We start from the raw sequence: 10,880 nt of genomic DNA on the forward strand, positions 1-10,880 counted from the left end.
CCTTGGCCAATCTTTTTTTATTACGCTTCTGCTTTTAATAAATGCGGTGCTTTCCTAGAAGCCCAACCAAACGCTAGTACAAAGCAAGCAAGTAGTACACCTGTCCCGACAAAGTAAGGGAATGCACGATTGGCATCAAATAAAGTCCCTGCGAGTGCTGGCCCAATCATATTGCCAAGACTCATATACGCATTATTTAAGCCTGCTGCAAAGCCTTGCTCATTGCCTGCAAGTTTTGAAATTAAGGTGTTAACAGCAGGACGGATTAACGTTGTTGCTGTTGAGAAGATTGTTGCTACTAGTAAAATTACAGCAAAGCCTGACACAAATAGCATAGTGATCATAGCGAGCGCTGCAATAATTAAGTTAACTAAAATGATTTTCATTTCGCCAAAGCGTTTAAATAATGGCTCAATCACAAACATTTGTGCCACAACACCGACTGCGCCCCCAACAGTTAAAATAATGGCGATATCCTCTGGGGTATAGTCAAATTTTTGTGTCACAAATAAAGAAAGTGTCACTTGGAAGTTGGCAATACCGAATGAGAAAATTAGCATGATAACTAGCATGACAAAATAAGGCGTATGAATAGAGCGTGCCATTTGTTTAATCAGATTTTCATTCTTCTTGTCCATTTTTATTGTTGGTTTAATTGAAGGCAAAACAAAGAAGGATAGGATAACTGCAATAAGTGCAAAAATACCTGCCATATAAAATGGGAAGTGTAAGCTAACTTTTGATAAAAAGCCACCAATGCCAGGCCCAATCATAAAGCCGAAAGACATTGCAGCACCAATCATACTCATCCCTTTGCCACGCTCTTCATATGTTGTAATATCTGCTACAAAAGCCATAACGGGTGGCACAATAAAAGCAGAGCCTAAGCCACCAAAGAAACGAGAAAGAAATAATAAGGGAAGTGAAGTCGCTAAGCCAAATGCTACTTGCGCTAAGCCATATACTACTAATCCAAATAAAATTAAATTTTTACGACCGTAGCGGTCTGATAAATTACCAGCAATCGGCGAAAAAATAAACTGCGAAAACGCGAACGTCGCAATTAAAAAGCCTAGCACCTGTCCAGCTACACCGAACGTTTCGAGATATCTTGGCATCACAGGAATGATTAAGCCAATACCGCTCATTGTAACGAACATCGTAAACATTAGTGTATAAAGTGCGACTTTGTTTGAAGATTGTGTTTGGGACATAGAAAGTCCCCCTTTCTTAAAAACTCATACATCCTATCATAAGATAAAAATACTAAAAAGTCGCTACATCATTAGTATGACATAGCGACTTTATTTAACGAATGCTCATTTTAAAACGCAGGAAGAGCTCATTATAAATACCGATGTACTCTAGCCCTAAATCACGATATACCTCAAGTGTTTCACGTTGCTCAATGGTAGGGTAAAAGCGCTCGTCGTTAACAACGTCTTCATCCATCAAAGCAAGTGCTGCTTGGTTAGGTGTTGAGTAGCCAACATAGTCAGCGTTTTCAGCAGCTGAATCAGCTTCAAGCATGAAGTTAATAAATTTATGTGCGCCCTCTACGTTCTTAGACGTTTTTGGGATAACAATATTATCAAACCATAAGTTAGAGCCTTCATGTGGTACCGCGTAATCAAGCGCTTCATTTTCCGAAATCATATCTGCTGCTTGACCCGACCAAGTGAGAGCAACACTTGCTTCGTTATTAACCATAAGCTGTGTAGTTTCGTCACCAATAATCGCTTTAACGTTTGGTGCAAGCTCAGCAAGCTTTGCCTCAGCCTCAGCTAACTCTTTATCATTGGTTGTATTTAAGGAATAGCCTAAATTATTTAAAGAGATGCCCACAACCTCTCGTGCGCTATCTACTAAAAAGACTTGGTGTTTAAATTTTGGGTCCCATAAATCATTCCATGAATCAAAATTAACGTTACCCACTTTGCTTGGGTTAAAGACTACACCTACTGTGCCCCAAAAATAAGGGATAGAGTATTTATTATGAGGGTCAAAAGGTAAATCTAAAAAGTAAGGGTCAATATTTTTTAAGTTAGGGAGCTGCTGGTGGTCTAGTGGTATGAGCATGTCCTCCTCTAACATCTTTTCAATAATATATTCCGAGGGCACTGCAATATCGTATGCTGTGCCGCCTTGTTTAATTTTAGTTAGCATAGCCTCGTTTGTATCAAATGTTTCGTAGATAACGTGAATGCCTGTTTCTTTTTCAAACTCTTTTAGCAAAGCAGGGTCAATATACTCGCCCCAGTTATAAATTGTTAAAATATCTTTACCCGTTTTACCACCACTAATATTAAGTAGTTTAACCGTGTAGAGCAGCCCACCAGAAATAATGAGAATCGCAACAGTTGCTTGAATTAATTGTTTCATGCGTTTTTCTCCACCTTTCCTTTAGTGCGGTTTGTAACAAAGTAATAACCTACCACTACTAAGATCGTGACAAGGAACACTAAGCCAGAAATAGCATTAACCGTTAGTGACACACCTGCACGTGCCATAGAGTAAATTTCTACGGATAGGGTGCTAAAACCATTACCCGTTACAAAGAAGGTTACAGCAAAGTCATCAAGCGAGTAGGTAAGTGCTAAAAAGAAACCTGCAAAGATGCCTGGTTGGATATACGGTAAAATAACACGTGTTAAAATATCGCGTTTGCTTGCGCCTAAATCCTGTGCTGCATCAATAAGTGAGGTATTCATCTCTAATAGCTTTGGCAACACCATCAGCACAACGATAGGCACACTGAAGGCGATATGGGCAATCAGTACAGAGAAGAAACCTAGTTTGATGCCAATCATCGTAAATAAAATTAAAAAGCTTGCACCAATAATAACGTCAGGACTAACGATTAATACATTGTTTAATGATAGTAATGTATTACGCATACGCATATTTTTTAGCGATACAATACCGATAGCTCCAAATACACCAAGAATCGTTGAGATTAATGCAGAGAGCAGAGCTACTACAACCGTATTAATTAAAATAATTAATAGGCGTGTATCTTCAAATACTGCAGCGTAATGCTCTAATGTAAAGGATTCGAACTTATTCATAGTGCCACCACTATTAAACGAATAGAACACTAAGTAAAAAATTGGCGCATAGAGCACAATAAACACAAGGGCTAAATAAATTTTAGCTGTTAGTGATAGCTTTTTCATCGTACACGCCCTCCTTTACTTTTTTGTCCTGTTACCATCATTACAATGACCATGAAAATAATTAAGAATACAGCAATGGTCGAGCCCATACCCCAGTTTTGTGTTACTAAAAACTGCTGTTCAATCGCTGTACCTAATGTAATAACACGGTTACCTGCGATTAGGCGCGTAATCATAAACAGTGAGAGGGCAGGGATAAATACAACTTGAATGCCTGATTTTACACCGTCCATTGTTAGCGGTAAAATAACGCGACGGAAGGTTGTAATAGGTGAGGCCCCTAAATCACGTGCCGCATCAATCAATGTTGGGTTTAATTTATCCAATGAGTTAAAAATCGGTAAAATCATAAACGGAATAAAAATATAAACGGCAACAAACACAAAGCTAATGTCTGTAAATAAAATTTGTTGCTCAGGAATGCCGAATAATTTAACAACAGCATTAATTGGACCTGATAAGCCAAAAATACCAATGAACGCATAGGTTTTTAACAGTAGATTAATCCATGATGGAATAATAATGAGCAATAGCCATAACTGTTTATGCTTCATTTTTGTTAATAGGTAAGCAGTTGGGTATGACACAGCTAAAGTAAAGAAGGTAATTAAAAATGCATACCAAAACGAGCTAAGCGTCATTTTTAAATAAATTGACGAAAAGAAGGTCTGATAGTTCACAAAAGAAAAGTTACCCTCTAAATCGAGCAGTGAGTAATAGCCCACCAAAGCGATTGGCGCAATAACAAATAGCACAATCCAAAGCGTATAAGGAATGAGCGCTGTTTTATTTGCCTTATTCATCCTCATCATCTCCATACGCCTCAAGTCGCTTATCAAAATCTTCTTCAGATTCATTTAAGCGCATTACATGGATGGCCTCAGGATCAAAGTTAAGTCCGATTTGTTCACCCACCTCTGCTTTTTTCAATGAATGTACAAGCCATTCATTTCCGTCATGGTCATAAGTTGATAGCTCGTAGTGCACCCCGCGGAATAATTGCGTATCCACTTTAACGCTCAGCTTACCATTTTCGACTGTTGTAATTTCTAAATCTTCTGGGCGAATGACGATATCAATTTTTTCATTCAGCTTCATACCGCCATCGACACATTCAAAACGCTTACCAGTAAACTCTACGACGTAGTCTTCAATCATTGTGCCAGCTACAATGTTAGATTCGCCAATGAAATCAGCAACGAAGCGATTAATCGGCTCATCATAAATATCAACAGGTGTACCTGATTGCTGGATTTCGCCTTCATTTAATACAAAAATTTCGTCAGACATAGCCAGTGCTTCTTCTTGGTCATGCGTAACAAAGACAAATGTTTTGCCAAGGCGCTGCTGTAGCTCGCGCAGTTCATATTGCATTTCAGTACGCAATTTTAAATCTAGTGCAGAGAGAGGCTCATCTAATAAAATTACCTCAGGATCATTAACAATCGCACGTGCAATTGCAACACGCTGCCGCTGACCACCCGACATCTCGGTAATCTCACGCGGGCCGTAGCCTGCTAAGTTTACAAATTTTAATGCTTCCTCAACGCGTTCTTTAATTTCAGCTTCAGGACGTTTTTTAATGCGTAAGCCAAACGCTACGTTTTCAAAAACATTTAAGTGTGGAAATAATGCGTAATCTTGAAACACCGTATTAATTTGGCGTTCGTTAGCAGGAACGGCATTGATTTTTTTATCCTTAAAAAAGACATTACCTGTCGAAGCTTCTGTAAAGCCTGCGATGATACGTAAAATGGTTGTTTTACCACAGCCTGAAGGACCAAGTAAGGTGTAAAACTTACCCTGTTCAAGTTCTAGGTTAATATCTTTTAATACGACTGTGCCATCTTCATAAGCCTTTGTTACATGTTCAAAACGAATGATAGGTTGAGTTGTCATGATGAGCCTCCCTTTAAATAAGTTATAAGTATGAATTGGTCGCAACCCAGAACAGGCGAGACTGTCCTTTAGCGATATTAAATAATTGATGGTGCTCAGATGCATCAAAGTATAACGCATCACCAGCTACCGCAATATAATCTTCCTTGCCAATGACTAAACGAATGCGTCCTTCAATGACATAGATTAAAGTTTCCGCAAGTGAAGGCTCAAAGCGTTTAAATTCACCGCCTTCTTCAAGCGTTAAAAAAATGGGCTCCATTTCTTTTTCATTAGACGTAGGAATGAGCCAGCGTATTTCGTATTTATCGTCAGTATAAGTCGATTGGTCTTCACTTGTGTAGACGACTTTTTGTTCTGCACCGTCATCATCAAAAAATTCTTTTGGTGTAGAGCCAAGCACTTCTAGTATTGAAAATAATGTTTCAATAGAAGGAGAGTTTAAATCGCGTTCAAGCTGTGAAATATATCCCTTGCTTAAATCAGTACGTTCCCCAAGTTCTTCTTGTGTAAGCCCCTTCTTTAAACGCAGTGCTTTTATTTTCCGTCCAATTTGCATGCAACATCGCACTCCTTAAATCGTTTACTTTAACTAAACTTTAAAAAAGCGAAGTTTACTTTAACTAAACTTTAAGTTTAGAAATACGACATTTATTATACCGAAAACATATTTTTATGCAACCATTTTTGAAAAACAATTAAAAAAGGTCTTTGCTTGATAAACGCTAAAGATTTTGCTATCGTATAAGTGTATTCGTTATACGAATAATTACTAGATATAATAATTATATTCGGAGGGATTTTTAATGGCAGAGCGTATGGTAGGCAAACAAGCCCCAGCATTTGAAATGCAAGCAGTACTAGCGGACAAATCTTTTGGTAAAGTTTCATTAGAAGAAAACATGAAAAACGATAAGTGGACGGTATTATTCTTCTACCCAATGGACTTCACATTCGTTTGTCCAACAGAAATCACAGCAATGTCTGACCGTTATGACGAGTTCCAAGACTTAGACGCTGAAATCATTGGTGTATCAACTGATACAATCCACACTCACTTAGCATGGATCCACACTGACCGTACAGATAACGGTTTAGGTGACTTAAACTATGCATTAGCAGCTGACACTAACCACTCAGTAGCTAAAGAATACGGCGTTTTAATTGAAGAAGAAGGTATCGCATTACGCGGTCTATTCATCATCAGCCCAGAAGGCGAATTAAAATACCAAGTAGTTAACCATAACGACATCGGTCGCGACGTTGACGAAACATTACGTGTACTACAAGCGCTACAAACTGGCGGTCTTTGCCCAGCTAACTGGCGTCCAGGTCAAAAAACACTTTAATTTTTAATAAAATCCCCGCGTAATTGTGGGGATTTTTTTCACTACAAAGGAGGCAATCACATGAAATTACGTCAACCAATGCCAGAGTTAACAGGCGCAACAGCGTGGTTAAACGGAGAAGTAACACGCGAACAATTAGTTGGTGAGAAGCCAACACTTATTCACTTTTGGTCAATTAGCTGTCATTTATGTAAAGAGGCAATGCCAGATGTAAACAATTTCCGTGATCAATATAAAGACGAGTTAAACGTTGTAGCCGTGCATATGCCACGTTCTGAAAACGATGTAGACTTAGAGGAAATTACAAAAGTTGCAGCTGAGCATGATATTACACAACCGATTTTTGTGGATAGCGAGTTAAAATTAACAGACGCATTCGAAAATCAATACGTGCCAGCCTACTTTGTTTTTGACAAAGATGGCCAACTTCGTCACATGCAAGCGGGCGGTAGTGGTATGAAAATGTTAGAAAAACGCGTTAACCGTGTGTTAGACGAAATGCGTAACGCAGAATAATACGTCTAAACTCCTGAGAATTTTTCAGGAGTTTTTTTGTTTGTTTTATGTAAAATAGGCTAAACTTACAGTAGTACATAAGGGAGGTTGTCGTATGAAGAAAGAATTTGTTGTTATTGGGTTAGGACGCTTTGGTGGGAGTATTGTGGGGGAGCTAATCAGCCAAGGTGCACACGTTATGGCAATTGACCATTCACCAGAGCGTGTAGATGAGTTTGCTTCGATTGCTACCCAAGCGGTTGTAGCTAACTCGACGGATGAGGCTGTTTTAAAATCGCTTGGTATTCGAAATTTTGAACATGTTATTGTGGCCATTGGTGAGGATATCCAAGCTAGTATTTTAACAACGATTATTTTAAAAGAAATCGGTGTCGAAAAAATTACAGTTAAGGCGCAAAATGATTACCACGAAAAGGTACTACGAAAAATTGGGGCGGACTTTGTTGTACACCCAGAGCGTGACATGGGTATTCGTATTGCTAATAATATGTTGTCAAATACTGTACTCGATTATTTAGAGTTGTCAGATGAACACTCCATTATGGAGCTCAAAGCGAATGATGCCATTGCAGGCAATACGATTATTGACTTAGATATTCGTGCAAAGTATGGCATCAACATTGTAGGGATTAAGCGTGGTACAGATATTATTGTGTCACCTCAAGCAGGGGACGCGATTCAGTTAGGGGATATTATGCTAGTCATTGGTGCAGATGCAGATATTAACCGCTTTGTGAAAAAGGCAATGAAGGAATAAAAAAACTTCTCATTTACGTAATGTAAATGAGAAGTTTTTTAACTTATACTTCCATAATGATTGGTAAAATCATTGGACGACGTTTTGTTTTCTCAAATAAGTAAGGTCCTAAAACGTCAGTAATTTCATTTTTAAGCTCAGACCATTGCGTTGATTTGCTGCGTACAGCACTTTGCAAATGGTGGTTAAGCATTTTTTGTGCTTCATTAATCATTGCACCTGACTCACGCATATAAACAAAGCCACGAGAGATGATGTCTGGACCTGAAACAATTTTGTTTTTCTCCATATCAACACTTACAACAACAATCACAAGTCCTTCTTCTGAAAGGATGCGACGATCGCGTAGTACGATATTGCCGATATCACCAATGCCGTTACCATCAATGTATACATCACCTGATGGTACGCGACCAGCAGGGTGTGCTTCATTAGCACTTAGTGCAAGTACGTCACCATTTTCCATTACAAAGGAATTTTCGTAAGGTACGTCACATGCTGCAGCAAGCTGTGTATGCATTTTTAACATACGGTACTCACCATGAATTGGCATGAAGAATTTTGGCTTCATTAAGCGAAGCATTAATTTTTGTTCTTCTTGTGAACCGTGACCAGATGTATGGATATTGTTTAAAGGCCCGTGAATTACTTCTGCGCCAGCACGGTAAAGTAAGTCGATAATTTTATTAACGCTTACCGTATTACCTGGTACTGGTGAAGATGAGAAGATAACTGTATCACCTGGTTGAATTGAAATTTGACGGTGTGTGCCGCTAGCAATACGCGATAGCGCAGCCATTGGCTCACCTTGAGAACCTGTACATAAAATCATAACCTCGTTCGCTGGTAAGCGGTTTAAGGTTTGCACATCAACAAAGGTATCCTTTGGCGCATTAATATAGCCTAGCTCACGTCCGATTGTAATGGCATTATCCATTGAACGTCCGAAGATCGCGATTTTACGACCATATTTAATAGCAGCATCCGTAGCTTGTTGTAGACGGTGAATGTTTGATGCAAACGTTGCAAAAATCACACGGCCATCAACATTACGGAAGATTTCATCAATACTTTGCCCAACTTTACGCTCTGACATTGTGAAGTTTGGTTTTTCGGCATTCGTACTATCTGATAGTAAGCATAGTACGCCATCGCGACCAATCTCAGCCATGCGAGTTAAGTTAGCAGGTTCGCCAACAGGTGTAAAGTCGAATTTAAAGTCACCCGTATGCACAATGTTACCTGGTGGTGTTTTAACAACGATACCACAAGCATCAGGAATACTATGTGTTGTACGGAAGAAACTTACTGACGTTTTTCGGAACTTGAACACGTCATCTTCATTAAATTCAATTAACTTTGTTGAGCGTAATAAGCCATGTTCATCTAGCTTATTGCGTAGTAAACCAAGTGACAGCTTTTCGCCGTATACTGGCACATTTACTTGTCGCAGTAAATAAGGGATACCACCGATATGGTCTTCGTGACCATGTGTAATAAATAAGCCCTTAATTTTATCTGCATTGCGTACAAGGTACGTGTAATCAGGAATAACATAATCAATGCCTAGTAGGTCGTCCTCAGGGAACTTAATACCCGCATCAATTAAAATAATTTCATCTTGGAATTGTACACCGTACGTATTTTTGCCGATTTCGCCCAGTCCGCCGAGTGCGAAAACAGCTGTTTGGTCATTTTTAACGAATTTCATAATGACTTATAAATTCTCCAATTCGAAGTTTGGACTCTCTTGCTCGTGCGCTAAGTACTCGCCTTCAAGCAATTGAATGTATTCGATATTGTAATCGAAATTTTGTAATTTAACGCGAACCTCGCGCTCAGATTGTGCTTCAAGATACATACTTCTAGTGTTTTCGCGAACTGGAATCTCGTGAGCATTTTCTTGGTAATAAACTTTGTAAATCATGCTTTTTGTCTCCTTTAAGGTCGATCATAAATAGTTGTAGCGCTACTATTATAGCTATACTTCTAATATACCAAACCGCGAGCCATTTAAACATTGCCTAAATAAGCTGCTTGTAAGGCATACCTCCGCGCTCCTCTCACCGTAAAAATTAGTGAGCATGAGATTATAGTATAACAGTAAAAACCACATTTCCTTTATATTATCATGCACTTACTTTAAAATAAAGAAAAGCCCTCCAAATAAATAGAGGGCGTAGCGTCAAATTATGCGATTGTTTTTTTATTTAACAAACCGTTGAGTCGTTTTAAAAGTTTCTTTTTAAGTCGTTTCAGCATCGTGCATCACTCCTTAATTTACATTTAGTATATAATGAATAAGGTGACGTGTAAAGTAATAATGCTTTATATAGAAGGGAAAGATAAATGATGAATCCGGCCAAAATTTTATTTTTTGATGTTGATGGTACATTGTTTGATAGTACAAAGACTATACCGCAATCTGCTAAGGATGCGTTAGCACAGGCAAGAGCAAATGGTTATGAATTAGCGATTGCTACAGGACGTGGGCCATTTATGATTGCGCCGCTACTTGAAGAGCTAGCGATTGATACATATGTAACATTTAATGGACAATATGTTGTTTATAAAGGTGAGGTAGTTTATACCAATCAAGTTGATAAAAGTACACTTGATGGCATCGTAACATTTGGTGCAAGTCGCGGGGAGCATGCTGTATTTTTAGATGAAAATCAGATGGTAGCTTCTGTAGCAGGCGAGCCGAAATTAGAGGAAGCATTAGCAACGCTTAAATTTCCGTATCCTTTAGTAGACCCGGTCTACTATAAAAATAATGATGTATACCAAACATTAGTATTTATTGAGCAGGCGCAAGAAACATTGTATGAGGCGAAATTTCCTACGGTGCAATTTGTACGCTGGCATCCGTACTCATGCGATATTTTACCAGCGAATGGCTCAAAGGCAGTAGGTATTGAAAAATTACTCGTACGTCTTGGTTGCACTATGGAGGACGCGGTAGCATTTGGCGATGGGCTCAACGATATTGAAATGTTGTCAGCTGTTGGCACAAGTGTGGCAATGGGTAATGGGCATGCTGAGGCGAAGGCGGTTGCTACGCATATTGCGCCGCATGTTGATGAAGGCGGGCTCGCTACAATTATGAAAGAACTGAATTTAATTTAAAAAATCCCCGATGCCGTCTTGAACTGCACCCCATTTGTTAGACACATCTAACAA

The 10,880-nt window shown here is 38.9% G+C and carries 12 protein-coding genes; 4 read left to right on the plus strand and 8 right to left on the minus strand.

The annotated features are described in order from the left end of the window. Nucleotides 1–20: 20 nt before the first annotated feature. From CH76_RS04570 to CH76_RS04595, 6 genes are all read right to left on the minus strand, one after another. A complete protein-coding gene (locus CH76_RS04570) occupies nt 21–1,214 on the minus strand; it encodes a tetracycline resistance MFS efflux pump (RefSeq protein ID WP_036143607.1) in 1,194 nt (397 codons plus the stop codon). 94 nt (nt 1,215–1,308) lie between these two features. Beyond that, the gene (locus tag CH76_RS04575; RefSeq protein ID WP_036143609.1) at nt 1,309–2,382 is read right to left on the minus strand and encodes a PotD/PotF family extracellular solute-binding protein; all 1,074 of its coding nucleotides are present in this window, start codon (nt 2,380–2,382) and stop codon (nt 1,309–1,311) included. Continuing rightward, complete coding sequence (locus CH76_RS04580; RefSeq protein WP_036143611.1) at nt 2,379–3,176, minus strand: ABC transporter permease; 798 nt, start codon at nt 3,174–3,176, stop codon at nt 2,379–2,381. Before CH76_RS04580 ends, CH76_RS04575 begins: the two co-directional genes overlap by 4 nt. Then, nucleotides 3,173–3,979, minus strand: coding sequence for an ABC transporter permease (locus CH76_RS04585; RefSeq protein ID WP_152553286.1), 807 nt, complete (start codon nt 3,977–3,979; stop codon nt 3,173–3,175). Before CH76_RS04585 ends, CH76_RS04580 begins: the two co-directional genes overlap by 4 nt. Beyond that, nucleotides 3,972–5,075, minus strand: coding sequence for an ABC transporter ATP-binding protein (locus CH76_RS04590; RefSeq protein ID WP_036143614.1), 1,104 nt, complete (start codon nt 5,073–5,075; stop codon nt 3,972–3,974). The genes CH76_RS04585 and CH76_RS04590 overlap by 8 nt, the downstream gene beginning before the upstream one ends. A 22-nt stretch (nt 5,076–5,097) precedes the next feature. Then, a complete protein-coding gene (locus CH76_RS04595; RefSeq protein ID WP_036143616.1) occupies nt 5,098–5,634 on the minus strand; it encodes a helix-turn-helix domain-containing protein in 537 nt (178 codons plus the stop codon). Nucleotides 5,635–5,881: 247 nt separating this feature from the next. Here CH76_RS04595 and CH76_RS04600 point away from each other — a divergent pair, with 247 nt between their 5' ends. The 3 genes from CH76_RS04600 to CH76_RS04610 all read left to right on the plus strand — a co-directional run bounded on the left by CH76_RS04600 (nt 5,882) and on the right by CH76_RS04610 (nt 7,697). After that, nucleotides 5,882–6,424 carry a peroxiredoxin gene (locus tag CH76_RS04600; protein WP_036143618.1) on the plus strand — a complete coding sequence of 181 codons (543 nt, stop codon included), beginning with the start codon at nt 5,882–5,884 and terminating at the stop codon, nt 6,422–6,424. 60 nt (nt 6,425–6,484) lie between these two features. Beyond that, nucleotides 6,485–6,940: a redoxin family protein gene (locus CH76_RS04605; protein WP_036143620.1), complete on the plus strand. Its 456-nt coding sequence runs from the start codon at nt 6,485–6,487 to the stop codon at nt 6,938–6,940. A 94-nt stretch (nt 6,941–7,034) separates the two neighbouring features. Continuing rightward, entirely contained in the window at nt 7,035–7,697 is a 663-nt protein-coding gene (locus CH76_RS04610) for a TrkA family potassium uptake protein (protein WP_036143622.1), read from the plus strand. A gap of 43 nt (nt 7,698–7,740) precedes the next feature. Here the strand turns inward: CH76_RS04610 and rnjA are convergent, their stop codons facing one another. Both rnjA and CH76_RS04620 read right to left on the minus strand, forming a co-directional pair. Continuing rightward, nucleotides 7,741–9,408, minus strand: a complete 1,668-nt coding sequence (rnjA, locus tag CH76_RS04615; protein WP_036143624.1) for a ribonuclease J1 — start codon at nt 9,406–9,408, stop codon at nt 7,741–7,743. A 6-nt stretch (nt 9,409–9,414) separates the two neighbouring features. Next, nucleotides 9,415–9,624 (minus strand): DNA-dependent RNA polymerase subunit epsilon, encoded by a 210-nt coding sequence (locus CH76_RS04620; RefSeq protein ID WP_036143626.1) that lies wholly within the window; start codon nt 9,622–9,624, stop codon nt 9,415–9,417. A gap of 422 nt (nt 9,625–10,046) precedes the next feature. On the opposite strand from CH76_RS04620, the gene CH76_RS04625 reads away from it, so the two are divergent. Further along, entirely contained in the window at nt 10,047–10,826 is a 780-nt protein-coding gene (locus CH76_RS04625; protein WP_369792362.1) for a Cof-type HAD-IIB family hydrolase, read from the plus strand. Nucleotides 10,827–10,880 lie beyond the last annotated feature (54 nt).

This window comes from Lysinibacillus sp. BF-4, from assembly GCF_000743635.1.
Taxonomy (GTDB): Bacteria; Bacillota; Bacilli; order Bacillales_A; family Planococcaceae; genus Metalysinibacillus; species Metalysinibacillus saudimassiliensis.

Bases quoted from the DNA above. Each gene is read 5' to 3' on its own strand.
- CH76_RS04570 (WP_036143607.1), bottom strand. From the start codon at position 1,214: ATGTCCCAAACACAATCTTCAAACAAAGTCGCACTTTATACACTAATG.
- CH76_RS04575 (WP_036143609.1), bottom strand. From the start codon at position 2,382: ATGAAACAATTAATTCAAGCAACTGTTGCGATTCTCATTATTTCTGGT.
- CH76_RS04580 (WP_036143611.1), bottom strand. From the start codon at position 3,176: ATGAAAAAGCTATCACTAACAGCTAAAATTTATTTAGCCCTTGTGTTT.
- CH76_RS04585 (WP_152553286.1), bottom strand. From the start codon at position 3,979: ATGAATAAGGCAAATAAAACAGCGCTCATTCCTTATACGCTTTGGATT.
- CH76_RS04590 (WP_036143614.1), bottom strand. From the start codon at position 5,075: ATGACAACTCAACCTATCATTCGTTTTGAACATGTAACAAAGGCTTAT.
- CH76_RS04595 (WP_036143616.1), bottom strand. From the start codon at position 5,634: ATGCAAATTGGACGGAAAATAAAAGCACTGCGTTTAAAGAAGGGGCTT.
- CH76_RS04600 (WP_036143618.1), top strand. From the start codon at position 5,882: ATGGCAGAGCGTATGGTAGGCAAACAAGCCCCAGCATTTGAAATGCAA.
- CH76_RS04605 (WP_036143620.1), top strand. From the start codon at position 6,485: ATGAAATTACGTCAACCAATGCCAGAGTTAACAGGCGCAACAGCGTGG.
- CH76_RS04610 (WP_036143622.1), top strand. From the start codon at position 7,035: ATGAAGAAAGAATTTGTTGTTATTGGGTTAGGACGCTTTGGTGGGAGT.
- rnjA (WP_036143624.1), bottom strand. From the start codon at position 9,408: ATGAAATTCGTTAAAAATGACCAAACAGCTGTTTTCGCACTCGGCGGA.
- CH76_RS04620 (WP_036143626.1), bottom strand. From the start codon at position 9,624: ATGATTTACAAAGTTTATTACCAAGAAAATGCTCACGAGATTCCAGTT.
- CH76_RS04625 (WP_369792362.1), top strand. From the start codon at position 10,047: ATGATGAATCCGGCCAAAATTTTATTTTTTGATGTTGATGGTACATTG.